We start from the raw sequence: 24,787 nt of genomic DNA on the forward strand, positions 1-24,787 counted from the left end.
GACACCCCCGACCGGGCCTGTGGAAAACCCGGGCTCAGTCCTTGTGGACGGAGCCGTCGGGGTCCAGGCCGCGGAAGGACAGCAGCACGATCAGGACGCCGCCGCACACGATCGCCGAGTCGGCGAGGTTGAACACCGCGAAGCCCTTGGGCGCGATGAAGTCCACGACCTCGCCCTCGAAGACGCCCGGCGCCCGGAAGATCCGGTCGGTGAGGTTGCCGAGCGCGCCGCCGAGCAGCAGGCCGAGCGCGACCGCCCAGGGGAAGCTGTAAAGCTTGCGGGCCAGCCGGATGATCACCACGATCACGGCGGCGGCGATCAGCGTGAAGATCACCGTGAAGGCCGCGCCGAAGCCGAAGGCGGCGCCGGGGTTGCGGATCGCGTGCAGTTCCAGCAGGTCCCCGACGACCCGGATCGGCGCGCGGCCCTCCAGCCGGGACACCACGAGCGTCTTGCTGATCAGGTCGACGGCGTACGCGAACGCGGCCACCACGAACAGCACGGCGATCCGGCGCCCGCGGCCGGGCCGCCGCGCCGGGGTCTCGTCGCCGGACGCACCGGAGCCGGCGGGTGCTCCGGGCGCCGCCGTCCGTCCGCCGCCGTCGTCCGGAGTGTCCGGCGTACCGATGATGCGCTCCGCCTCTGCCACGTGAGTCCCTCAACCTAGGTGCCTGACTGAGGACGAGACTACGGCACGCCCCCGCGGCCCCTCTCGCTCAGGAGCGGCGTTCCTGCTTCTGTTTGCACTCCACGCACAGGGTGGCCCTCGGGAACGCCTGCATACGGGCCTTGCCGATGGGCCGGCCGCAGTTCTCGCACAGGCCGTAGGTGCCCGCGTGCAGCCGTTCCAAAGCGCGCTCGGTCTGGATCAGCATCTCGCGCGCGTTGGCGGCCAGCGCCAGCTCGTGCTCGCGCGTGATGTTCTTGGTGCCGGTGTCGGCCTGGTCGTCGCCGGCGCCGTCCCCGGAGTCCCTCATGAGACCGACCAGGGACGCCTCGGACGAGCTGATCTCCTCCTGTAGCCGCGCCACCTCGGACTGCAGCTCCGCGCGGGCCTCGTCGACCTCTTCCGGGGTCCAGGGGTCCTCGCCGGGGCGCACCGCCAGCTCGCCGGGCTCCGCCGCGGCGACGCGTGCCTTGGGGACGGCGGTCTGTGCCGCCGTGGCCGTGCCAGGAGTCTTCTTCGCAACCACCGTCGTGGCTCCCGTCTGCTTCGCGGCCCGCGCCGCGCCCGCTTTCTTGGCCGTGCTCTTCTCGGCGCCGGTCTTCTCGCCGACCGTTTCCTCGATGTCCGTCTTCTTCCCGACCGCTTCCCTGACGGCCGTGTCCTCGGCAGCCGCCTTTTCGGCGGTCGCCCCGGAGGCGGCCGTCCTCTTCGGGGCCGCCTCCTTCTTCACGACCGCCGGTTTCGTGCCCGCATGCTTCGTGTCCGCATCCTTGGTGTCCGCATCCTTGGTGTCCGCATGCCTGGCGCCCGCCCGCTGCGTGGCCGTCTTCTTCCCCCCGGCCTTCACGGCTGCGGCCGTCTTCTTCGAGGCCGCCTCCTTCACGGCAACGGCCTTCTTGGCCACCTTCCTGGCCACCTTCTCGGCCGCCGTCTTCGTCCCCGCGGCCTTCGTCTCCGCCGCCTTCGTCCCGGCCGCCCTTCCCGCCGCCGTCTTCGTCACGGCCCTCTTCCTGACAACCGTCTTCTCGGCAGCCGTCATCTCGGCAGCCGTCTTCTCGGCGGCCTTCGTGTCGGCGGCCTTCTTCTCGGCGGCCGTCTTGCCGGGAGCCGTCTTCTTGGTGGCAGGCCTCGCGCCGGTCTTCCCGGTCGCCGGCTGCTGTACGGCGGTCTTCTTCGCCACCATGGCCGCGGCCCCTTCACATATTGTGATCTTGCTCGCGAATCGTTCTGGGACGATAAATCGACTTGAGTCCCGCGGCAACGGGGCACACCGCCCGATTCGCCCGCCCGCACCCCCCGAGCCACGGGTCTGCATCCGTTGTGCCCAGCTCCCCGCCGGGTAATCCGCCGGTCCGGGCCACTCCCGGCCCCGGGTGCCCGCCCCTCGCCATTCGGGTCATCCGTCCCGGTCGTCCGGCATCCGCCGCAGCCGCGCGGAAAACCGGTCAGCCGCTGTCCGCGGGGCGCCGTACACTGGGCGCAGCGAGAAGCGTGGATGGGGACGAGTAGCGGCGTACGCAGCCCAGAGCGACCCGGGGACGGTGTGAGCCCGGGGGCGAGCGCGACGTGAAGATCACCCCGGAGCCGCCGGAAGAAAGCCGCAGCCTCTGGGCGACGGCGAGTAGAACCGGTTTCGCGACCCCAATGAGGGGGCTCACCGGCGTGTACGGCGCGGCGGAGGGCCAAGGAGGGTGGTACCGCGGGAGCGCGCCGCACACGGCGTAGACAGGAACGAAGGCTCTCGTCCCTCCGACGGAAGGCAGCAAGTCCGTTGGAGGATGCTCGCAGATGACAGCGCCGACGTACCGCCAGGTGCCCGCACAGGTCGACCTGCCCGCTCTTGAGCACGCCGTGCTCGACTTCTGGCGCGAACAGAAGATCTTCGCCAAGAGCCTGGAGCAGTCCGAGGGGCGCCCCGAGTGGGTGTTCTACGAGGGCCCGCCCACCGCCAACGGCATGCCCGGCGCCCACCACATCGAGGCCCGCGTCTTCAAGGACGTCTTCCCCCGCTTCCGCACCATGCGCGGTTACCACGTCGCCCGCAAGGCCGGCTGGGACTGCCACGGCCTGCCCGTCGAGCTGGCCGTCGAGAAGGAGCTGGGCTTCTCCGGCAAGAAGGACATCGAGGCGTACGGCATCGCCGAGTTCAACGCCAAGTGCCGGGAGTCCGTGCTCCGCCACACCGACGCCTTCTCCGACCTGACGACCCGGATGGGCTACTGGGTCGACCTGGACGACGCCTACGTCACGATGGACCCCGAGTACATCGAGTCGGTCTGGTGGTCGCTGAAGGAGATCTTCACCAAGGGCCTGCTGGTCCAGGACCACCGCGTCGCCCCCTGGTGCCCGCGCTGCGGCACCGGCCTGTCCGACCACGAGCTGGCACAGGGCTACGAGACGGTCGTGGACCCGTCCGTGTACGTCCGTTTCCCGCTCACCTCCGGTCCGCTCGCCGGAGAGGCCGCGCTCCTGGTGTGGACGACGACCCCCTGGACCCTGGTGTCCAACACGGCGGTCGCCGCGCACCCGGACGTCACCTACGTCGTCGCGACCGACGGCGAGGAGAAGCTCGTCGTCGCCGAGCCGCTCGTCGCCAAGGCGCTCGGCGAGGGCTGGGAGACCACGGGCCAGACCTTCACCGGCGCCGAGATGGAGCGCTGGACGTACCAGCGTCCGTTCGAGCTGGTGGAGTTCCCGGAGCCCGCCCACTTCGTGGTCAACGCCGAGTACGTGACCACCGAGGACGGTACAGGTCTGGTCCACCAGTCCCCCGCCTTCGGTGAGGACGACCTCAAGGTCTGCCGCTCCTACGGCCTGCCCGTGGTGAACCCGGTCCGCCCGGACGGCACCTTCGAGGAGGACGTCCCGCTGGTCGGGGGCGTCTTCTTCAAGAAGGCGGACGAAAAGCTCACCGCGGACCTCCAGCAGCGCGGCCTCCTCTTCAAGCACCTGCCGTACGAACACAGCTACCCGCACTGCTGGCGCTGCCACACCGCGCTGCTCTACTACGCGCAGCCCTCCTGGTACATCCGCACGACGGCCGTCAAGGACCGGCTGATCCAGGAGAACGAGAAGACCAACTGGTTCCCGGAGACGGTCAAGCACGGCCGCTTCGGCGACTGGCTGAACAACAACATCGACTGGGCGCTGTCCCGCAACCGCTACTGGGGCACCCCGCTGCCGATCTGGCGCTGCGAGGACGAGCACCTCACCTGCGTCGGCTCCCGCGCGGAACTGACCGAGCTGACCGGCACCGACCAGTCGGACCTGGACCCGCACCGCCCGTACATCGACGGGGTCACCTTCGCCTGCCCGCACGAGGGCTGCGGCCGGACGGCCACGCGCGTGCCCGAGGTCATCGACGCCTGGTACGACTCGGGCTCGATGCCGTTCGCTCAGTGGGGCTATCCGTACAAGAACAAGGAGCTGTTCGAGAGCCGCTACCCGGCGCAGTTCATCTCCGAGGCGATCGACCAGACCCGTGGCTGGTTCTACACGCTGATGGCCGTCGGCACCCTCGTCTTCGACAAGTCGTCGTACGAGAACGTCGTCTGCCTCGGCCACATCCTCGCCGAGGACGGCCGCAAGATGTCCAAGCACCTGGGCAACATCCTGCAGCCGATCCCGCTCATGGACCAGCACGGCGCGGACGCGGTGCGCTGGTTCATGGCGGCCGGCGGTTCCCCGTGGGCCGCGCGCCGGGTCGGCCACGGCACGATCCAGGAGGTCGTCCGCAAGACCCTGCTGACGTACTGGAACACGGTCGCCTTCCAGGCGCTGTACGCCCGTACGTCGGACTGGGCCCCGTCCGCGGCGGACCCGGCCCCGGCCGAGCGCCCGGTGCTGGACCGCTGGCTGCTCTCCGAGCTGCACGCGCTGACCGACCAGGTCACCCAGGCACTGGAGGCGTACGACACCCAGCGCGCCGGCAAGCTGCTGTCCGCGTTCGTCGACGACCTCTCGAACTGGTACGTCCGCCGGTCCCGTCGCCGCTTCTGGCAGGGCGACAAGGCCGCGCTGCGCACGCTGCACGAGGTGCTGGAGACGGTCACCAAGCTGATGGCGCCGATCACCCCGTTCATCACCGAGCGGGTGTGGCAGGACCTGGTCGTTCCGGTCAGCCCCGGCGCGCCGGAGTCCGTGCACCTGGCCGCCTGGCCGGAAGCGGACCTGTCGGCGATCGATCCGCAGCTGTCGAAGCAGATGGTCCTGGTCCGCCGACTGGTGGAGCTGGGCCGCGCCACGCGCGCGGAGTCGGGCGTCAAGACCCGTCAGCCGCTGTCCCGGGCGCTCATCGCGGCCACCGGGTTCGACGCGCTGAACCCGGAGCTGCACACGCAGATCACCGAGGAACTGAACGTCTCGTCCCTCGCCTCCCTGTCCGAGGTCGGCGGCAGCCTGGTCGACACGACGGCGAAGGCGAACTTCCGGGCGCTCGGCAAGCGGTTCGGCAAGCGGGTGCAGGACGTGGCGAAGGCGATCGCCGCCGCGGACGCCGCCGCGCTGTCCCTGGCCCTGCGCGAGGGCACGGCCTCCGTGGAGGTCGACGGTGAGACGGTCACCCTCGCCCCGGACGAGGTGATCATCACGGAGACCCCGCGCGAGGGCTGGTCGGTGGCCTCCGACTCCGGTGCCACGGTGGCGCTGGACCTGGAGATCACCGAGGAGCTGCGGCAGGCGGGCCTGGCCCGGGACGCGATCCGGCTGATCCAGGAGGCCCGCAAGAACAGCGGGTTGGACGTGGCCGACCGGATCGCCCTGCGGTGGACGTCGACCGACCCGGCTGTGGTCGCCGCGCTGGCCGAGCACGGTGAGCTGATCGCCGACGAGGTTCTGGCCACCGACTTCGGCCAGGGTGAGGCCGACGACAGCTACGGTGCCGCGTTCACCGACGAGGGGCTGTCGCTGACGTTCCGGCTGCGCAAGGCGTAAGCGCCGAGCGGTACTCGAAGGGCAGGGCCCGGTCTCCGTCGAGGAGGCCGGGCCCTTCTTCCCTGCGTGACGGCATGCACAGCGGCCCGTGTGACGGCATGCGTGGCGGTCGGTCCGGTTGCCGTTCGCGGATCCCCGTGCTCCCGAGCCACCTCACGCAACCCGCGTAAAAAGGGCGGGCCCCCGGGACCGAAGTCCGGGGGGCCCGCCCTATCAGACGCTGCCGACGCCGTTGTCGTACCGGTCTCAGCGGCCCGTCAGTTGTCGTCCTCGTCGATCAGGAACCCACGCATCGGCGAGGGAGCCTGGCCCATCGGGGACGGACCCTGCGGACGGACCGGAGCCATCGGCTGGGTCATGGCCGGGGTCATCTGCTGCTGGCCGCCGTAGGACGGCGCGGACGGGGCGGGCGAGCCGCCCATCGTCTGGTTGCCGCCGTAGGACGGGGCGCTCGCGCCGGCCGGGGCCATGGAGGGCGCCGGGGACGGCGGCAGGGACGCGGTGGCCGGGGTGCGCGGCGGAGCCAGCGAGTCGTCGGCCTGGGTCTCCAGCTGACGCAGCTGCGACTCCAGGTACGACTTCAGGCGGGTGCGGTACTCGCGCTCGAAGCCACGCAGGTCCTCGACCTTGCGCTCCAGCGTGGCGCGCGCGGACTCCAGGGAGCCCATGGCGACACGGTGCTTCTCCTGCGCGTCCCGCTCCAGGGCGTCTGCCTTGGCACGGGCGTCGCGCTCCAGACCCTCGGCGCGGCTGCGGGCCTCGCCGACGATCTTGTTGGCCTCGGAGCGGGCCTCGGCGATCGCCTGGTCGGCGGTCTGCTGGGCCAGCGAGAGGACACGGGCGGCGCTGTCGCCACCGGGGCCCTGACCGGGGCCGCCCATCGGACCGCCCATGGGGCCACCCATGGGACCGCCCATCGGGCCGCCCATCTGCTGCTGCATGGGCGGCTGACCGCCCATCGGGCCCTGACCCATCGGACCCTGGCCCATCGGGCCGGGACCCTGCGGGCCGCCCTGACCGCCGGGGCCGGCGGGCAGCTGCGGGGCACCGCTCGGCAGCTGGGGCGGACCACCCATGGGGCCGCCCATCTGCTGCTGCGGCGGGCCCGATATGCCGGCGGGCACCGGCGCGCCGGGACCTCGCATGCCCTGCTGCTGGTGTTGCTGCTGCTGGTGCTGCTGGTGCTGTTGCTGTTGCTGGTCCTGCTCCGGGGGCTTGCGCGCGTTCTGCTGGTTCTGCGCGGCAGCTCGCGTGGCCGCGGCCAGTTTGGCGCGCAGGTCCTCGTTCTCGCGGAGCAGACGGGTCAGTTCGGCTTCGACCTCGTCGAGGAAGGCATCGACCTCGTCCTCGTCATAGCCTTCTCGGAGGCGGACGGTCGTGAACTGCTTGTTCCGCACGTCCTCGGGGGTCAACGGCATCTCTTCACCTCAACGTAGTCATCGGCAGTCGGCAAGACCGGATCGTCTCCACCCTCATCTCACGAAGTTCTGCGCGATGGAGATGAGAATGTAGACGATGATCATCAGTACGAAGAAGGACAGGTCGAGCGCCACGCCCCCGAGACGCAGCGGCGGGATGAACCGCCGCAGAAGCTTCAGCGGTGGATCGGTGACAGTGTAGGTGGCCTCCAGTACGACCACCATCGCCTTGCCGGGTTGCCACGAGCGGGCGAACTGGAAGACGTAGTCCATGACCAGCCGGAAGATGAGCACGACGAGGAACACCATCAGCGCGATGTAGATCACCTGCGCGAACACGCTCATGGCCTGTGATTCCCTCTCCCCTGTCCATGTTCTTCCGTGCTTCGGTCCGGTCGTACGTCTCAGCTCTGGTTGAAGAACCCGCCCTCTGCGATGCGGGCCTTGTCCTCCGCCGTGACATCGACGTTAGCAGGAGACAACAGGAACACCTTCTGCGTCACCCGCTCGATGCTGCCGTGAAGACCAAACACCAAACCGGCCGCAAAGTCGACAAGTCGCTTCGCGTCTGTGTCATCCATCTCAGTCAGATTCATGATCACCGGGGTGCCCTCACGGAAGTGTTCCCCGATGGTACGGGCCTCGTTGTAGGTCCGCGGGTGGAGCGTGGTGATCCGGTAAGGCTCTCGTTCGGACACGACCTTGGGCATGATCACCGGCGCGTTCTTCTCCAGGGACTGACGTTCTTGTGTGATGGATGCCACGGGCGCGATGCGCGCCGGACGTCCGGATTCCGCGGCGAGCGAAGCCGAACGGGCCACCGGCTCGCGAGGCGCGGGCGGTTGCACGATTCGCACCTCTTCGTCCCTTTGGGACTGATGTGCGCCGTGCGACTGGTGTGACGGTTCGTGCCGTCGGTGGTCCCGCTCCGGCTCCGGGTCCAGTTCGGGCTCGAAGTCGTCGTCGGGGTCGAATCCGCGGCCGTCGTACCCATCGTCCTCCACGAGGCCGAGGTAGACCGCCATCTTGCGCATCGCGCCGGCCATTCTCTGAGTCCTCCGCTCTGTGGTGGATCGACTGACGACTGCCAAGTGCCCGCGATCCACGTGGTCCTTGCGCCCGCCTTGGCGCGCATTGACCATATTTTCTGCTGTGGTCCGACTTCCTGGCGACGTTACCCGAGCCTGGGGCGGACTCCGAGTACCGCGGTGCCGACGCGCACATGTGTCGCCCCGGCTGCCACGGCCTGTTCGAGGTCCGCGCTCATCCCTGCCGACACCATGGTTGCAGCCGGATGAGTTCGGCGCAGGTCAGTCGACAAATCCATGAGCCGCTCGAACGCCGCCTGTTCGCGCCCCGCGTACTCCCCGGTCAGCGGAGCGACGGTCATCAGCCCGTCGAGCCGCAGCCCGGGCGCCCCGGCGACGAGGTCGGCCAACTCTTCGATTCCGTCCGGGGCCACGCCACCGCGCTCGCCCCGGCCGCTCGCGTCGGCGTCGAGGGCCACCTGGACGAGGCAGCCCACCTCGCGCTCCGCCCGCACCGCCTCCTTGGACAGCGCGGTGACGAGCCGGGCCCGGTCGACGGACTGCACGACATCGGCGTAACCGACCACGGAACGCACCTTGTTGGTCTGCAACTGACCGACGAAGTGCCAGGCGAGGGGCAGATCCGCGCAGGCGGCGGCCTTCGGGGCCGCGTCCTGGTCGCGGTTCTCGGCGACATGGCGCACACCGAGTTCCGACAGGATGCGCACATCGCTCGCCGGGTAGGTCTTGGTGACCACGATGAGGGTCACCTCCTCCCGCGCGCGCCCGGCCGCCACACACGCGGCGGTGATGCGCTCCTCCACCTTCGCCAGGTTCGCGGCGAGTTCGGTCTTACGGTCCGTCATGCCTTATCAGTCCAGCCAGACGTAACCCGCGAGCCGACCGGTGGTGCGGTCGCGGCGGTACGAGAAGTGGTCGTCCGACTCCAGCGTGCACACCGGCGCCTGCGCCCGGTCGCACACCCCGAGCCGGTCGAGCTGCGCGTGCACCCCGGCGCTCACGTCGAGCGCCGGCGTGCCCCAGCTCGTTTCGGCGCGCGCCGCCGGCTCCACGGCGGCCACCTCGGCGCGCATCGCCTCCGGCACCTCGTAGCACCGGCCGCAGACGGCCGGTCCGGTGCGGGCGACGATCCGGCCCGGCTCGGCGCCGAGTTCGGCCATGGCCCGTACGGCGGCGGGGACGACTCCCCGCACCATGCCGGGCCGGCCCGCGTGGACCGCGGCGGCGACCCCGGCGACGGGGTCCGCCAGCAGCACCGGCACGCAGTCGGCGGTGAGGACGGCGAGGGCGAGTCCGCGGCGGGCGGTGACGATCGCGTCGACCTCCGGCACCGCGCGCTCACCCCACGGCTCGTCCACCACGGCCACGGCGGCGCCGTGCACCTGGTTCATCCACACCACCCGGGCGGGGTCCAGGCCCAGCGACTTGGCCGCCAGTTCCCGGTTGCCCCGCACCGACTCGGCCGCGTCGCCGACCGCGCCGCCGAGGTTCAGCTCCTCATACGGAGCGGCGCTCACCCCGCCCCACCGGTCGGTGAAGGCGAAGTGCGCGCCGCTCACGCTCTCGTGCTGTCCTATCACTTGAGGAAGTCCGGGACGTCCAGCTCCTCGGCCGCGCTGTCCGAGTAGGCGGGACGCGGGGCCGGCGTGATCGGCGGGGTGACCGGGATGTCTGCCACCGGCTCGGGCGCCGGCTCCGGCTCCTCCTTCGGCTTGACGCTGCCCAGCGAGCCGAAGGACGGACGGCTGGGCTCGCTCGGCCGGGCCGGGGCGGGCTCCTCGCGGCGGGCGGAGCCCGATCCGGAGGAGGCCGAGCCGAGCACGTTGTCCCGGCGGGCCGGCGGCTGGCCGCCGTCGAAGCCGGCCGCGATCACGGTGACCCGGACCTCGTCGCCGAGGGCGTCGTCGATGACCGCGCCGAAGATGATGTTGGCCTCGGGGTGGGCGGCCTCGCTGACCAGCTGAGCGGCCTCGTTGATCTCGAAGAGGCCGAGGTCGGAGCCGCCGGAGATGGAGAGCAGCACGCCCCGGGCGCCGTCGATGGACGCCTCCAGCAGCGGCGAGGAGATCGCCATCTCGGCCGCGGCCACCGCGCGGTCGTCGCCGCGGGCCGAGCCGATGCCCATGAGGGCCGAACCGGCCTCGGACATGACCGACTTGACGTCGGCGAAGTCCAGGTTGATCAGGCCGGGCGTGGTGATGAGGTCGGTGATGCCCTGGACACCGGAGAGCAGGACCTGGTCGGCGGACTTGAACGCGTCCAGGACCGAGACCTGACGGTCGGAGATGGACAGCAGCCGGTCGTTCGGGATCACGATGAGGGTGTCGACCTCTTCGCGCAGTTCGGCGATGCCGTCCTCGGCCTGGTTCGCGCGCCGCCGCCCCTCGAAGGTGAACGGGCGGGTGACCACGCCGATGGTGAGGGCGCCGAGTGAGCGCGCGATGTTGGCCACGACGGGGGCCCCGCCGGTGCCGGTGCCGCCGCCTTCACCGGCCGTCACGAAGACCATGTCGGCCCCCTTGAGGACCTCCTCGATCTCCTCGCGGTGGTCCTCGGCGGCCTTGCGGCCGACGGCCGGGTTGGCTCCGGCGCCGAGTCCGCGGGTGAGTTCGCGGCCGACGTCGAGCTTGACGTCGGCGTCGCTCATCAACAGCGCCTGTGCGTCGGTGTTGATGGCGATGAACTCGACGCCCTTGAGACCGACCTCGATCATCCGGTTGATGGCATTGACACCACCGCCGCCGACACCGATGACCTTGATGACTGCGAGGTAGTTCTGCGGTGCTGCCACGTCGAAGGCCTCTCGCCTCGAATTACGTTGTCGCCGCCGGGCGGTGCCCCGCGCCGGGACGACGGATGCCGAATGGGACGGTCCGTAGCGCCGACCCGAACCCTAACCCTGAAGTTTAGGGTTACCAGTGTGTCTGTTCCCTGGAGTCTTCTGAACAGGACACTAAGTCGACAAGTGGCGCCCGTTCAACGAACACGCCGAACCTCCCGTTTTTCTTTTCACCCTATGTGATCAGCCATAGCAGTGCCCAACCAGGGTGCTGGCCTGCGCTGATGTGCGTCAACTCCCCGATGACGCAGGGGCGGTGGGAACGCTGACATCAAAGTGCCGCGCGCCGGGAACTGCTTTCATGAGAGCCGTGAGGGCCCGTGCCTTGGCGCGGCCCTGTTCGCCGCTGCCCCATGCCACCGTGCGGCCGTCGCCCAACTCCAGCGCGATGGCGTCGAAGGAGCGGACGCGAACGGTCCGGGTGGCCCGCGACACGGCGCGGGGCAGGTCACCGGCGACCCGGACGGCCTCGCGCACCAGACGGTCCTCGCCGAAGCGACGGAAGCTCGCCGCGCCCGGGCCGGTCCGGGAAGCGGACAATTCCAGCATCGGAACGCCGTTCGGCGCCTGCGGAACCGTAGCGAACCGGACACCTTCGTCATCGACTTCGACGAAGTTCCGGCCCTTTCGGACCAGCAGAACCGGAGTGCGCTCGATCACTTTCAGACCGATGCCATGGGGCCAGGAACGAACCACATCGACGGTGTCAATTCGGGGCAATTTTCGGCGAAGTCGGGCTTCGACGCCCTCCGTGTCGAGGGAAATCATCGGTCGCCCGACGGGCACGGCCGCCGCCGCGCGCACCTCGGCGGGTGTCAGCACGCGCGTGCCCGACACCGAGACGTGGGTGACGCGCAGCCACCGCGAGCCGTACAACGCCCAGCCGGAACCGGCCGCGAGGAGCACCAGAACGGCGGCCAGAATGACAATCGTACGAAGGCGGGGCCGTCTGAGCCCGCGGGCGGGCGGCGGGCCGGACGACTCCTGCTGGCGTTCACCGCGCTCGGCGGTGGAGGGTCCGGCCACGCTGCTCACTGCCCTTTCGTCATACGGTCCTATCGGCGCGAGGCGATCGCCTCGTACACCATGCCGACGAGCAGGTCGTCGGCGTCCCGGCGGCCGAACTCGCTTGCCGCGCGGGACATCTCGTACAGCCGGTGCGGGTCGGCGAGCACGGGCAGCACGTTCTGCTGGACCCAGTCGGGCGTCAGTTCCGCGTCGTCCACGAGGAGTCCGCCACCGGCCTTCACCACCGGCTGGGCGTTGAGCCGCTGTTCGCCGTTGCCGATGGGCAGCGGGACGTAGGCGGCCGGGAGTCCGACGGCGGAGAGTTCGGCGACGGTCATCGCGCCCGCGCGGCAGAGCATCATGTCGGCCGCGGCGTACGCGAGGTCCATCCGGTCCAGGTAACTTACCGGGATGTAGGGGGGCATTCCCGGCATCTGCTGCACCTGCGGCAGTTCGTTCTTCGGGCCGACCGCGTGCAGGATCTGGATGCCGGCCTGCTGCAGCCAGGGCGCCACCTGCTGCACGACCTCGTTGAGGCGGCGGGCGCCCTGCGAGCCGCCGGAGACCAGCAGCGTGGGCAGGTTCGGGTCGAGGCCGAAGCGGTGGCGGGCCTCGGGCCGGACGGCGGCGCGGTCCAGCGTGGCGATGGACCGGCGCAGCGGGATGCCGATGTAGCGGGCGTCACGCAGCTTGCTGTCCGGGGTGGAGACGGCGACCCGGGCCGCGTACCGCGAGCCGATCTTGTTGGCCAGGCCCGGGCGGGCGTTGGCCTCGTGGATCACGATGGGCACACCGAGGCGCTTGGCGGCCAGGTAGCCGGGCAGGGCGACGTAACCGCCGAAGCCGACCACGCAGTCCGCCTTGGTGCGCTCCAGGATCTGCTCGGCGGCCTTGATCGTGCCGCGCAGCCGACCCGGCACGGTGATCAGCTCGGGGGTGGGCTTGCGCGGCAGCGGAACCGCCGGGATCAGCGCCAGCTCGTAGCCGCGCTCCGGGACGAGCCGGGTCTCCAGGCCGCGCTCCGTGCCCAGGGCCGTGATCCCCACGCCCGGGTCCTGCCTGCGCAGGGCGTCCGCGAGGGCGAGCGCGGGCTCGATGTGGCCGGCGGTCCCCCCACCGGCGAGTACGACATGCACCGAAATTCACCGCTCTCCGGACGAACGCGCCGCCGAGGCACGCCGTCGCATCGTGTTCCATCTCCGAGGCCCCCGCTCGGCACCGGAGCCTCCCGCCCGCTTTCTACCAAAGCGAGGTTGCCGCATCGCAAGCGCTGCCCGCGCAGCGGGCTCGTCGCGCGCGAAGGCGATCAGCAGCCCGATGGCGAACATGGTCGGCAGCAGGGCTGACCCTCCGTAGGAGAACAGCGGGAGCGGGACGCCGGCGATCGGCAGCAGGCCGAGCACCGCACCGATGTTGATCACCGCCTGGGCGGTGATCCAGGTGGTCACGCCTCCCGCGGCGTACCTCACGAAGGGGTCCTCCGTGCGTCCGGCCACGCGGATACCCGCATAGCCTAGAGCCGCGAACAGGGCGAGCACCGACAGCGTCCCCGCGAGACCCAGTTCCTCACCGGTGACGGCGAAGATGAAGTCGGTGTGGGCTTCCGGGAGTTGGCCCCATTTTTCCACACTCGCGCCGAGTCCGGAGCCGAAGAGTCCGCCGGAGGCGAGGGCGTAGATCCCGTGCACGGCCTGCCAGCAGTCGGCGACCCCGGTCTTCGGCTCGGTGGCGCCGATGCAGGCGAGCCGGGCCATCCGGTTGGGGCTGGTCTTGATGAGGGTCACACCGATCAGGCCGGCCACGGACAGCACGCCCGCGAACAGGCGGGTCGGCGCTCCCGCGAGCCACAGCAGGCCGAACAGGATCGCCGTGAGAATGATCGCGGTGCCCATGTCGCCGCCGAGCATGATCAGCCCGAGCAGCAGGAAGGCGACCGGGACCAGCGGCACCAGCATGTGCTTCCACTGGGTCAGCAGCTTCCGCTCCTGCTTGCGGGCGATCAGATCCGCTCCCCACAGCACCAGGGCGAGCTTGCCGAACTCGCTGGGCTGGATCTGGAAGGAGCCGCCGAGGGAGATCCAGTTCTGGTTGCCGTTGACCGCCATCCCTATCCCGGGGACCTGCACCAGGGCCATCAGGAAGACGGCGCCGATGAGGATCGGGTAGGCCAGCGCCCGGTGCAGTTTCACCGGCATGCGCGAGGCGGCGAACAGCAGCGCGCCGCCGATGAGCGCGGCGAGGGCCTGCTTGCGGAAGAAGTACGACCCGGGCAGCGAGAGCTGGAGCGCGGTGATCTGGGAGGCCGAGTAGACCATCACCAGGCCCAGCACGGTGATCAGCACGCTGCCGCCGACGATCAGGTAGTAGGCGGTCAGCGGCCGGTCCCAGGCCCTGCGCGCACGCGTGTAGAGCCGTTGCACGGGGTTCTCCCGCGGTGGCCGGGGCACGGGGGGCCGGGGGCGCCGGGACGCCCGCTGCACGGGCGGCTTCCCGGTACGGCTACTGGGCATCGGCGCCTCCACTGAACGTCGACCGTCCCACGCGTCCCTCCCAAGATCCGCCCGGCGGGCGGCCGGGTCAGGCTCCGGCTTCGAGTTCGCGGACCGCCGCCGCGAACGCGTCACCGCGCTGGTTGTAGTTGGTGAACATGTCCATGGAGGCGCAGGCCGGGGCCAGCAGCACCGTGTCGCCGGGCTGAGCCAGCCGCTTCGCCTCCGTCACCGCCTGGAGCATCGCCCCAGTGTCGGTCCGGTCGAGGTCGACCACGGGTACTTCCGGCGCGTGTCGCGCGAGGGCGTCACGGATCAGGGCACGATCGGCGCCGATCAGGACGGCTCCGCGCAGCCGCTTCGCCGACTTGGCGACCAGTTCGTCGAAGGTCGCGCCCTTCGCCAGACCGCCCGCGATCCACACGATCGACTCGTACGCCGCCAACGAGGCTTCCGCGGCGTGGGTGTTGGTCGCCTTGGAGTCGTCCACGTACGCGACGCCGTCGATGCCGGCGACGAGCGCGATGCGGTGGGCGTCCGGGCGGAAGGCCCGCAGACCGTCCCGTACGGCCGTGGCGGGCACCCCGAAGGCACGCGCGAGGGCCGCGGCGGCAAGGGCGTTGGCGATGTTGTGCGGGGCCGGCGGGTGGACGTCGGAGACCTCGGCCAGCTCCTCGGCGTTCTTGTGCCGGTCCGGCACGAAGGCCCGGTCGACGAGGATGCCCTCGACCACACCGAGTTGGGAGGGCCCGGGCGTGCCCAGGGTGAACCCGACGGCCCGGCAGCCCTCCTCCACGTCGGCCTCGCGCACCAGGTCCTCGGTGGCCTTGTCGGCGGTGTTGTAGACGCAGGCGACCTGGTTGCCCTCGTAGATACGGCCCTTGTCGCGCGCGTACGCCTCCATGGAACCGTGCCAGTCCAGGTGGTCCGGCGCGATGTTGAGGACCGCCGCGGAGTGCGCCCGCAGGGAGGGAGCCCAGTGGAGCTGGTAGCTGGACAGCTCCACGGCGAGCACGTCGTAGCGCTCCTCGCCGAGGACCGCGTCCAGCAGGGAGACTCCGATGTTGCCCACCGCGGCCGTGCGCAGGCCCGCCGCCTTCAGGATGGAGGCGAGCATCTGGACGGTCGTGGTCTTGCCGTTGGTGCCCGTGACGGCCAGCCAGGGGGCCGCGTCGGGACCGCGCAGCCGCCAGGCCAGCTCCACGTCGCCCCAGACGGGTACGCCCGCCTCCTCGGCCGCCAGGAACAGCGGCTTGTCGGGCTGCCAGCCGGGCGCGGTGACGATCAGCTCGGTGCCCTCCGGCAGGGTGGCCCCGTCGCCGAGGCGCACGGTGATGCCGAGCGCCTCCAGTTCCGCGGCCTGTTCGCGCGCGCGTGCGTCGTCGCCGTCGTTGACGACCGTGACGATCGCCCCGCGCGCGTGCAGTGCTCTGGCCGCCGGGATGCCGGAGACACCGAGTCCGGCGACGGTGACGTGCTTGCCCTGGAAGTCAGAGGGGCCAGAAGGCCCGGAAGGCACCGAGGAGGTCACTTGTCCGCTGCCCATCCCGCGTAGAAGAGGCCCAGTCCGACGATCACACAGATGCCCTGGATGATCCAGAAGCGGACCACCACCAGGACCTCGGACCAGCCCTTGAGTTCGAAGTGGTGCTGGAGCGGTGCCATCCGGAAGACGCGCTTGCCGGTGAGCCGGAAGGAACCGACCTGGATGACGACCGACATGGTGATGAGGACGAACAGGCCGCCCATGATGGCCACCAGCAGCTCCGTGCGGGAGAGGATGGCCAGACCCGTCAGCACACCGCCGAGGGCCAGCGAGCCGGTGTCGCCCATGAAGATCTTGGCGGGCGAGGTGTTCCACCACAGGAAGCCGAGGCAGGCGCCCATCAGCGCGGAGGCGACGACCGCGAGGTCCAGCGGGTCGCGCACCTCGTAGCAGGCGCCCGGGTTGGTCAGGGTGCCCGCGTTGGCGCAGGACTCCTGGAACTGCCACACCCCGATGAAGGTGTAGGCGCCGAAGACGAGGACGGAGGCGCCGGTGGCGAGGCCGTCCAGACCGTCGGTGAGGTTCACGCCGTTCGACATCGCGAGGATCATGAACAGCGCCCAGACCACGAACAGCACCGGGCCGATGGACCAGCCGAAGTCGGTGATGAACGACAGCTTCGTGGAGGCGGGGGTGTTGCCGCGGGCGTCGGAGAACTGCAGCGACAGGACCGCGAAGGCGATGCCGACGATCAGCTGGCCGGCCATCTTGGCCTTGGCCCGCAGACCCAGCGAACGCCGCTTGACGATCTTGATGTAGTCGTCGAGGAAGCCGACCAGGCCCATGCCGAACATCAGGCCGAGGACCAGCAGACCGGAGTAGGTCGGCGCGTAACCGGTGATGAGCTTGCTCAGGAAGTACGCGGCGATCGTCGCCAGGATGAAGGCGATACCGCCCATGGTCGGCGTACCGCGCTTGCTGGCGTGCTCGCGCGGGCCGTCGTCACGGATGTACTGGCCGTAGCCCTTGCGGGCGAGAAGCTTGATCAGCAGCGGGGTGCCGACCAGCGTCAGGAAGAGGCCAATGACTCCCGAGAACAGGATCTGCTTCATCATCGGGCGGCAACCTCACCCTCGGCACCGGTTCCGACGAGCGCCTGGGCGACGCTCTCCAGACCCACCGAACGGGACGCCTTCACGAGTACGACGTCCCCCGGGCGCAACTCGCTGCGCAACAGGTCGATCGCCGCCTGTGCGTCGGACACGTGCACCGACTCCTCACCCCACGAACCCTCGTTATATGCGCCCAATTGCAGCCAGGAGGCCTCAATCCCCCCGACGGCGACGAGCTTGCTGACGTTGAGCCGGACGGCGAGCCGTCCGACGGCGTCGTGCTCGGCGAGCGCCTCGTCCCCCAGCTCGGCCATCTTGCCGAGCACCGCCCACGTGCGACGCCCCTTGCCCATGGCCGCGAGCGCCCTGAGGGCGGCCCGCATGGACTCGGGGTTGGCGTTGTAGGCGTCGTTGACGATGGTCACGCCGTCCGGGCGCTCGGTGACCTCCATGCGCCAGCGGGAGAGGGAGCCCGCCTCGGAGAGCGCGAGGGCGATCTCTTCCGCGGACATGCCCAGCTCATGGGCGACGGCGGCCGCGGCGAGCGCGTTCGACACGTGGTGCTCACCGTACAGGCGCATGGTCACATCGGCTGCACCGGAGGGTGTGTGAAGCCTGAAGGCGGGCTGTCCGCTGTCCGTGAGTCGTACGTTCTCGGCGCGTACGTCCGCTTCGGCCGACTCTCCGAAAAGGACCACCTTCGCCTGGGTACGGGAGGCCATGGCGCGCACCAGCGGGTCGTCGGCGTTGAGGATCGCCGCCCCGTCCTCCGGGAGGGCCTCCACGAGTTCGCCCTTGGCCTGGGCGATCTGCTCGCGTCCGCCGAACTCGCCGATGTGGGCGGTGCCGACGTTGAGCACCAGGCCGATCCTCGGCGGGGTGAGGCCGGCGAGGTAGCGGATGTGCCCGATGCCGCGGGCGCCCATCTCCAGCACGAGGAACCTGGTCTCCTCGGTGGCGGACAGGGCGGTCAGCGGCAGCCCGATCTCGTTGTTGAGCGAGCCGGGCGTGAACACCGTCGGGGCCTTGCGCTGGAGCACCTGCGCGATGAGGTCCTTGGTGCTGGTCTTGCCGGCCGAGCCGGTCAGGGCGACGAGGGTCGCACCGAGCCGGCGTACGACGTGCCGGGCTAGGGCGCCGAGGGCCGTCTGGACGTCCTCCACGACGATCGCGGGCACGCCGACCGGACGGGACGCCAGCACGGCGGCCGCACCGGCCGCGACGACCTGCGCGGCGTAGTCGTGGCCGTCCACGCGCTCGCCGACGAAGGCGGCGAACAGGCTGCCCGGCACCACCTCGCGGGAGTCCCGGACGACCGGACCCGTGACCTGGACGGACGGATCCGGTATGTCGTGCGTCTGCCCGCCGACGACTGCTGCGATCTCGGCGAGGGAGAGGGCGATCACAAGTTCATCCCCTGGGTCTTCTGGATTTTCATCCCTGGGTGTTCTGGATGGCTTCGCGGAGCACCTGGCGGTCGTCGAAGGGACGGATCACGCCGGCGATGTCCTGGCCCTGCTCGTGGCCCTTGCCCGCGACCAGCACGGTGTCGCCGGCCTGGGCACGGCCCACGGCGGCGGCGATGGCGGCGGCCCGTTCCTCGAAGAGGAGCACCTCGCCGCGCTCGTGCGCGGGCACGGAGGCCGCGCCCTGGAGCATGGTGGCGAGGATCGCGAGGGGGTCCTCGGAGCGGGGGTTGTCGGAGGTCAGTACGGCCGTGTCGGCGAGCCGGGCCGCGGCGGCGCCCATCGGGGCGCGCTTGGTCTCGTCGCGGTCGCCGCCGCAGCCGAGGACGATGTGCAGCCGGCCCTTGGTGACCTTGCGCAGCGCCTTGAGCACCGACTCGACGGCGTCGGTCTTGTGGGCGTAGTCGACCACCGCGAGGTAGGGCTGTCCGGCGTCGACGCGCTCCAGGCGGCCCGGGACGCCGGGCACGGCGGCGATGCCGTCGGCGGCGGCCTGCGGGTCGAGGCCGGCGACGGCGAGGGCGACGATGGCGGCGAGGGTGTTCGCCACGTTGAAGGGGCCCGGCAGCGGCGACTTGGCGTGCACGCGCTCGCCGCGCGGACCGAGCACGGTGAACGTCGAGTCCATGGGGCCGACCTGGACGTCCTCGGCGCGCCAGTCGGCGTCGGGGTGGCCCTCGGCGGAGAAGGTGACGACCGGCACGGTCGCCTCGCGCGCGAGCCGGCGGCCGTACTCGTCGTCGGCGTTGACCACGCCGAGTTTGCTGCGCTGCGGCGTGAAGAGCTGTGCCTTGGCCTGGAAGTAGTCCTCCATGCCGGAGTGGAACTCCATGTGTTCCGGGCTGAGGTTGGTGAAGACGGCGATGTCGAAGACGCAGCCGTCGACCCGGCCGAGGACCAGGGCGTGGCTGGAGACCTCCATGGCGACCGACTCGACGCCGCCTTCGCGCATGACGGCGAACAGCGCCTGGAGGTCGGTGGCTTCGGGCGTGGTGCGCTCGGACTTGATCCGCTCGTCGCCGATGCGGATCTCCACCGTGCCGATGAGCCCGGCGGGGCGGGACGCGTCCAGGCCGCCCTTGACGAGGTAGGCGGTGGTGGTCTTGCCGGAGGTGCCGGTGATGCCGATCTGGAGCAGGTCGCGGCCCGGGTGGCCGTAGATGGTGGCCGCCAGCTCCCCCATCCGCGCGCGCGGGTCCGCGAGGACCAGGACGGGCAGTCCGGTCGCGGCGGCGCGCTCGGCGCCCGTGGGGTCGGTGAGCACGGCGACGGCGCCCAGGCTCGCGGCCTGGGCGACGAAGTCGGCACCGTGCAGACGGGCGCCCGGGAGGGCGGCGTACAGGTCGCCGGGGCGGACGGCGCGCGAGTCGTGGGTGATCCCCGTGATCTCGGCGGCGCCCTCCGGCGCGGTGACACCCAGCTGGTCGGCGAGCTCCGCGAGGGGGATGGCGGGGAGCCGCGTCGGCCTGGGCAGTCCCGGGTAGGTCACGGGTTGGCCCTTCTGGGTGGTTTGGGACTGATCAGCGTGTGGCACGGCGGTGAGCGTACCGGGCGCACCCGCTCCGGAGCGAAGTGAGGGGCTCTCGGACCCGTGGTTCCCGGCGTCGGGGGTGATCGTTGTCACGAGCTGGTTCCTGGTGTTTCCGTGGTGCTGATCAGGGCTTGTACTCGACGGGCAGGTTGGCGGCCTTCGCGCCGGTCGGCGGGATCTGAAGGGTCTTCAGGGCGAACTCCATCACCTGCTTGTAGATGGGACCGCAGATCTGGCCACCGAAGTAGCTGCCCGAGGTGGCGTTCTGGATGGCGCAGTAGACGGTGATCCGCGGGTTGTCGGCGGGGGCGAAACCGGCGAACGACGAGGTGTAGCCGCGGTAGCGGCCGGTGGCCGGATCCACGCGGTTGGCCGTGCCGGTCTTGCCCGCGACCCGGTACCCGGGGATGCGGGCCTTCACGCCGGTGCCCTGCTCGTCGTCGACGACGGACTCCAGCATCTGGGCGACGCCCTTGGCGGTCTTCTCGCTGACGACCCGGGTCCGCTTGGGCTTCGGCGCCGGGGTGAAGCGCCCGTCGGCGCCCTTGGTGCCGCGCACCAGGGTGGGTTCGACGCGGACGCCGCTGTTGGCGATGGTCGAGTACACGGAGGCGGCCTGCATCGCGTTGATGGAGAAGCCCTGGCCGAAAGGGATCGTGTACTGCTGGGAGGTGGACCACTTCTGCGGCGGCGCGAGGATGCCGGGCGTCTCGCCGGGGAAGCCGAGGCCGGTGTAGCCGCCGATGCCGAACTTGCGCAGGTACGTGTAGAGGACCTTGTTGGCCTCGGGCTGGCTCTTGGCGAGTTCGCCGGTGGCCAGGATGGTGCCGATGTTGCTGGACTTGGCGAGCACGCCGTTGAGCGTGAGGTTCCAGGTGGGGTGGTCGATGTCGTCCTGGAAGAGGCGGTCGCCGCGGTGCAGCCGGTTGGGTACGACGACGTGGGTGAGCGGGGTCGCGACGTTCCGCTCCAGCACGGCCGCCATCGACATCACCTTGGCGGTGGAGCCGGGCTCGTAGGCGTCCTGGAGGGCCGCGTTGCCCATGGCGTCGCCGTCGGCCTTCGCCAGGTCGTTCGGGTCGAAGCCGGGCGAGTTGGCCATGGCCAGGATCTGGCCGGTGCGGGTGTCCTGGACGATGACGTAGCCGCGGTCCGCCTTGGAGTTCTTCACCTGCTCGGTGATGGCGTTCTGCGCCGCCCACTGGATGTCGCGGTCGATGGTCAGCTCGACGTCGGCGCCGGGCACGGCGGGTGTCTCGGTGGACCCGACCGTCGGCACCTCGCGCCCGCCGGCCTGGGCGTAGCGGACCTTGCCGTCCTTGCCGGAGAGCTGCTTGTTCAGCTGCTGCTCGACGCCGCCGCCGCCCTGGCCGTCGGCGTTGACCCAGCCCAGTATCCCGGCGGCCAGGTCGCCGTTGGGGTACACGCGCTGGCTGCTGGGGTCGGCGAAGACGCCGGCCAGCACGTTGACGGTGCCGTGGTCCGTCTCGGCCTTGTTGACGAGCGCGGTCTTCAGGTCCTTGATCTGCTTCCAGACCTGGGGGGTCTGCCGGGTGGCGAGCCGGGTGTAGCGGGCGTTCCTGTTCTCCGGCCGCAGCTTCCTGACGAGCGCGGCCTGGTCCTGGCCGAGGATCGGGGCGAGCAGCGCGGCGGCCCGCTCGGGACCGTCGGCGATCTTCAGCTGCTTGGGGCCGAACATGGTCGGGTCGGCCGTGATGTCGTAGGCGTCCTCGCTGACGGCGAGCGCGACCCCGTTGCGGTCGGTGATCTCGCCACGTTCGGCGGCCAGCGTGTGCACCACGTACCGGTTCTGCTCGGCGCGTGCCGTGTAGGCGCTCGCGTCGACGGCCTGGACCTGGAGCAGCCGTACGACGAAGGCGAGCAGCACCAGGGTCAGGGCGAGGCTGACCAGGCGCAGCCGGGGCCGGGGGCTGCCGAGCCGGAGGGGAGGCGCGGCCGGGGGCCGGGCCCCGCCGGGTCGGCGCACCGGCCGGGCACCGGGCCCGGCCTGCCGCCGGACGGCACCCCGCGGCCGCGGAGGCTTGGCGGGCCCGGGCACACGGCGGCGCGGTTCCCTGTCGGACACTTCCGTCACCTGCCGGGGGTCGGGGTCGGGATGGGCTGGGAGAGGGCGGGCGGGGCCGGCGGGGCGGCGGCCGGGGCGGGGGGTGCGGGGGCGTCCTGGAGGAGGGGGGACGGCGGAGGGGAGGGCTGCGGGGTGACGGCGAGGGGGGCGGCCGGGGGCAGCTGGGCGGGGGCGGTGAGGGCCGCGGGCTCGGGGGCGGCGGCGCTGGGGACGCCCTTGACGGTGCCGTCGGGACCGAGGAAGGCCGGGTCGCCGCCGGGGACCATGCCGAGTTCGCGGGCGCGGCGCTGGAGGGCGTCGGGGGACGAGTAGGCGTCGATGTCCCGCTGGAGCGCCTGTTCCTGGTCTGTGAGGCTCTTCGTCTGCTTCTGCAGGTCGTCGAGTGCGAAGGAGCCCTCGCTGAGCGCGGAGTTCAGCACCAGCAGCCCGATCAGACCGCCGCCGAGGAGCACGACGACGAGCAGGACGAACGGGGTACGGGCCGCCCGGGCCCGGCCGGCCGGGAAGAGCCGGGCGAGCCGGGCGGCCCTCCCCTTCAGCGCGGGTTTCCTGCTCACTGCTCCCCCGGTGCCTGCGGGCAGCCGCTTCCCCGGTGCGCGGGGAAGACCTTCCGACCCGTCTCGCTCACTCCACGTCCTCCCTGATGCGCTCGGCACCCCGCAGCCTGGCCGGCGCGGCCCGGCGGTTCTCGGCGATCTCTTCCTCGGTGGGAAGTTCGGCACCACGGGTGAGCAGCTTGAGCCTCGGCTGGTAGCGCTCGGGCACGACGGGCAGCCCGGGCGGCGCGGTGGTGGCGGCGCCGGCCGCGAACACGTGCTTGACCAGACGGTCTTCGAGCGAGTGGTACGACAGCACGGCGACCCGCCCGCCGACGTCCAGCGCCTTCACGGCGGCCGGGATCGCCCGCTCAAGGACGGACAGTTCGCCGTTGACCTCGATGCGCAGCGCCTGGAAGGTGCGCTTGGCCGGGTTCCCCCCGGTGCGCTTGGCGGCCTGCGGCAGCGCGTCCCGGATGAGTTCCACGAGCCGCGCGCTGGTGTCGAACGGCTCCTTCTCCCGCTCCCGCACGATCGCGGCGACGATCCGCTTGGCCTGCTTCTCCTCGCCGTACGCGCGCAGGATCCGCACCAGTTCCCCGGCCGGGTAGGTGTTGAGCACCTCGGCGGCGCTGATCCCGGTCGTCTGGTCCATGCGCATGTCCAGCGGCGCGTCCTGCGCGTAGGCGAAGCCGCGGTCGGCCTCGTCCAGCTGCATGGAGGAGACCCCGAGGTCGAACAGCACGCCCTGCACGCGCGCGATGCCGAGCCGGTGCAGTACGTCGGGCAGCTCGTCGTAGACGGCGTGCACGAGGGTGGCGCGCTCCCCGTACGGGGCCAGCCGCTCGCCGGACAGGCGCAGCGCCTCCTTGTCCCGGTCGAGGCCGATCAGCCGGGCCTCGGGGAACCGGCCGAGCAGTGCCTCGCTGTGCCCGCCGAGGCCGAGGGTGCAGTCGACGACCACCGCTCCGGGACGCTCCAGGGCGGGTGCCAGCAGGTCCAGGCACCGCTGGAGCATCACCGGGACGTGTCGACTCTGGCTCAAGGGGGCCTCTCAGTTCCGGCGGGCCGTACGCACCGTCGGTCCCCCGAGCCGTACGTACGCGCCGCGCGCGCGGGGAGACGAGTCCGGGTAGCGGCCGGGGTCTCCGGGGGTTTCGTCAGCGGGGAGAGACTCGTCTCCCGCTTTCGCGTCACTTTAGTCCACGCTGTCCCGTGGTCAATCAACCGGCCTGCGCGTCGTGCACCGCCATACAGCGGGAATCACGGTTCGGGCCGATCCACCCGTTCGGACCGGCTTTGCCCACCTGTGGGTTAGCTCACAACAAGCCGCGATCACGTTCTTTGTCCCCTCTCACAGCAGGCCGGAACACTGCGTGACCATTAACGTCGTCGGTATGACGACTTCCGCAGCAGCACACACTGGATCCGAAGGCGCCATAACTCCTGGCGACGCCGTGACCGACCGACTCGTGGAGGCCAACCGGCACTACGCCGAGGCCTTCACCGACCCCGGCATGGACGCCCGCCCGGTGCTCCACGTCGCCGTCGTCGCCTGCATGGACGCCCGCCTCGACCTGCACAAGGCCCTCGGCCTGCAGCTCGGCGACTGCCACACCATCCGCAACGCGGGCGGTGTGGTCACCGACGACGTCATCCGGTCCCTGACCATCAGCCAGCGCAAGCTGGGCACGCGCAGCATCGTGCTGATCCACCACACGGGCTGCGGCATGGAGTCCCTCACCGAGGAATTCCGCAGCGAGCTGGAGATGGAGGTCGGCCAGCGTCCGGCCTGGGCGGTGGAGTCCTTCCGGGACGTGGACCAGGACGTGCGCCAGTCCATGCAGCGGGTGCGCACCTCGCCCTTCCTGCTGCACAAGGACGACGTCCGGGGCTTCGTCTTCGACGTGCGCACGGGCCTGCTGCGCGAGGTCGACCCGGCCTGACCCGGCCGCACGAGCGAACCGGCCGGCCGCCCCGCCCGTGTCCTGCTCCGTGTCCAGCCGCTCCGTGTCCCGCCGTCCCCGCCCCGCCGTTCCGTGTCGAAATTACGGCCGAAAACTCCGTAAGACCGACATCGCGCGGGCAGTTGTCCACAGGCGAGTGACACGAATCGGTAACGGCAGCAAGAATGCGGGGTGTGACGTCACTCGGAACCGTTCCGGTGT

Annotated in this window: 20 protein-coding genes; 2 read left to right on the forward strand and 18 right to left on the reverse strand. The window is 70.9% G+C overall.

The window, feature by feature from the left end; genetic code table 11:
• Positions 1-34 precede the first annotated feature (34 nt).
• On the reverse strand, positions 35-649 hold the full coding sequence (gene lspA, locus ACZ7N4_RS00660; RefSeq protein ID WP_471352197.1) for a signal peptidase II: 615 nt from the start codon (positions 647-649) through the stop codon (positions 35-37).
• A gap of 67 nt (positions 650-716) precedes the next feature.
• Entirely contained in the window at positions 717-1,850 is a 1,134-nt protein-coding gene (locus ACZ7N4_RS00665) for a TraR/DksA C4-type zinc finger protein (RefSeq protein WP_471352200.1), read from the reverse strand.
• Positions 1,851-2,455: 605 nt separating this feature from the next.
• Between ACZ7N4_RS00665 and ileS the strand changes: the two genes are divergently transcribed.
• The gene (gene ileS, locus ACZ7N4_RS00670) at positions 2,456-5,599 is read left to right on the forward strand and encodes an isoleucine--tRNA ligase (protein WP_471352203.1); all 3,144 of its coding nucleotides are present in this window, start codon (positions 2,456-2,458) and stop codon (positions 5,597-5,599) included.
• Positions 5,600-5,856: 257 nt separating this feature from the next.
• Here the strand turns inward: ileS and ACZ7N4_RS00675 are convergent, their stop codons facing one another.
• From ACZ7N4_RS00675 to rsmH, 16 genes are all read right to left on the reverse strand, one after another.
• The gene (locus tag ACZ7N4_RS00675; RefSeq protein WP_471352206.1) at positions 5,857-7,017 is read right to left on the reverse strand and encodes a DivIVA domain-containing protein; all 1,161 of its coding nucleotides are present in this window, start codon (positions 7,015-7,017) and stop codon (positions 5,857-5,859) included.
• 54 nt (positions 7,018-7,071) lie between these two features.
• Entirely contained in the window at positions 7,072-7,362 is a 291-nt protein-coding gene (locus tag ACZ7N4_RS00680; RefSeq protein ID WP_161298001.1) for a YggT family protein, read from the reverse strand.
• Positions 7,363-7,421: 59 nt separating this feature from the next.
• Positions 7,422-8,063: a cell division protein SepF gene (locus tag ACZ7N4_RS00685; RefSeq protein ID WP_055633826.1), complete on the reverse strand. Its 642-nt coding sequence runs from the start codon at positions 8,061-8,063 to the stop codon at positions 7,422-7,424.
• 128 nt (positions 8,064-8,191) lie between these two features.
• Positions 8,192-8,911 (reverse strand): YggS family pyridoxal phosphate-dependent enzyme, encoded by a 720-nt coding sequence (locus ACZ7N4_RS00690; RefSeq protein WP_471352209.1) that lies wholly within the window; start codon positions 8,909-8,911, stop codon positions 8,192-8,194.
• 6 nt (positions 8,912-8,917) lie between these two features.
• The gene (gene pgeF / locus ACZ7N4_RS00695; RefSeq protein WP_471352212.1) at positions 8,918-9,646 is read right to left on the reverse strand and encodes a peptidoglycan editing factor PgeF; all 729 of its coding nucleotides are present in this window, start codon (positions 9,644-9,646) and stop codon (positions 8,918-8,920) included.
• Positions 9,643-10,857, reverse strand: coding sequence for a cell division protein FtsZ (ftsZ, locus tag ACZ7N4_RS00700; RefSeq protein ID WP_467924341.1), 1,215 nt, complete (start codon positions 10,855-10,857; stop codon positions 9,643-9,645). The genes pgeF and ftsZ overlap by 4 nt, the downstream gene beginning before the upstream one ends.
• Before the next feature lie 279 nt (positions 10,858-11,136).
• Positions 11,137-11,931, reverse strand: a complete 795-nt coding sequence (locus ACZ7N4_RS00705; protein WP_471353120.1) for a cell division protein FtsQ/DivIB — start codon at positions 11,929-11,931, stop codon at positions 11,137-11,139.
• Between the two features lie 29 nt (positions 11,932-11,960).
• Complete coding sequence (murG, locus tag ACZ7N4_RS00710; protein ID WP_471352216.1) at positions 11,961-13,049, reverse strand: undecaprenyldiphospho-muramoylpentapeptide beta-N-acetylglucosaminyltransferase; 1,089 nt, start codon at positions 13,047-13,049, stop codon at positions 11,961-11,963.
• Between the two features lie 6 nt (positions 13,050-13,055).
• Entirely contained in the window at positions 13,056-14,423 is a 1,368-nt protein-coding gene (ftsW, locus tag ACZ7N4_RS00715; RefSeq protein ID WP_471352219.1) for a putative lipid II flippase FtsW, read from the reverse strand.
• A gap of 67 nt (positions 14,424-14,490) precedes the next feature.
• The gene (murD, locus tag ACZ7N4_RS00720; RefSeq protein WP_471352222.1) at positions 14,491-15,948 is read right to left on the reverse strand and encodes a UDP-N-acetylmuramoyl-L-alanine--D-glutamate ligase; all 1,458 of its coding nucleotides are present in this window, start codon (positions 15,946-15,948) and stop codon (positions 14,491-14,493) included.
• On the reverse strand, positions 15,930-17,000 hold the full coding sequence (gene mraY, locus ACZ7N4_RS00725) for a phospho-N-acetylmuramoyl-pentapeptide-transferase (RefSeq protein ID WP_189304042.1): 1,071 nt from the start codon (positions 16,998-17,000) through the stop codon (positions 15,930-15,932). The genes murD and mraY overlap by 19 nt, the downstream gene beginning before the upstream one ends.
• Complete coding sequence (locus ACZ7N4_RS00730; RefSeq protein ID WP_471352225.1) at positions 17,000-18,406, reverse strand: UDP-N-acetylmuramoyl-tripeptide--D-alanyl-D-alanine ligase; 1,407 nt, start codon at positions 18,404-18,406, stop codon at positions 17,000-17,002. Before ACZ7N4_RS00730 ends, mraY begins: the two co-directional genes overlap by 1 nt.
• 28 nt (positions 18,407-18,434) lie before the next feature.
• Entirely contained in the window at positions 18,435-20,090 is a 1,656-nt protein-coding gene (locus ACZ7N4_RS00735) for a UDP-N-acetylmuramoyl-L-alanyl-D-glutamate--2,6-diaminopimelate ligase (protein WP_471352228.1), read from the reverse strand.
• A gap of 31 nt (positions 20,091-20,121) precedes the next feature.
• The gene (locus tag ACZ7N4_RS00740) at positions 20,122-22,083 is read right to left on the reverse strand and encodes a peptidoglycan D,D-transpeptidase FtsI family protein (protein WP_471352231.1); all 1,962 of its coding nucleotides are present in this window, start codon (positions 22,081-22,083) and stop codon (positions 20,122-20,124) included.
• 5 nt (positions 22,084-22,088) lie between these two features.
• Positions 22,089-22,640, reverse strand: coding sequence for a cell division protein FtsL (ftsL, locus tag ACZ7N4_RS00745; protein WP_471352234.1), 552 nt, complete (start codon positions 22,638-22,640; stop codon positions 22,089-22,091).
• A 67-nt stretch (positions 22,641-22,707) separates the two neighbouring features.
• Positions 22,708-23,664 carry a 16S rRNA (cytosine(1402)-N(4))-methyltransferase RsmH gene (rsmH, locus tag ACZ7N4_RS00750; protein WP_471352237.1) on the reverse strand — a complete coding sequence of 319 codons (957 nt, stop codon included), beginning with the start codon at positions 23,662-23,664 and terminating at the stop codon, positions 22,708-22,710.
• A gap of 352 nt (positions 23,665-24,016) precedes the next feature.
• Here rsmH and ACZ7N4_RS00755 point away from each other — a divergent pair, with 352 nt between their 5' ends.
• Positions 24,017-24,565, forward strand: coding sequence for a beta-class carbonic anhydrase (locus tag ACZ7N4_RS00755; protein WP_471352240.1), 549 nt, complete (start codon positions 24,017-24,019; stop codon positions 24,563-24,565).
• Positions 24,566-24,787: the final 222 nt, after the last annotated feature.

Source organism: Streptomyces sp. NPDC107654 (assembly GCF_055639035.1).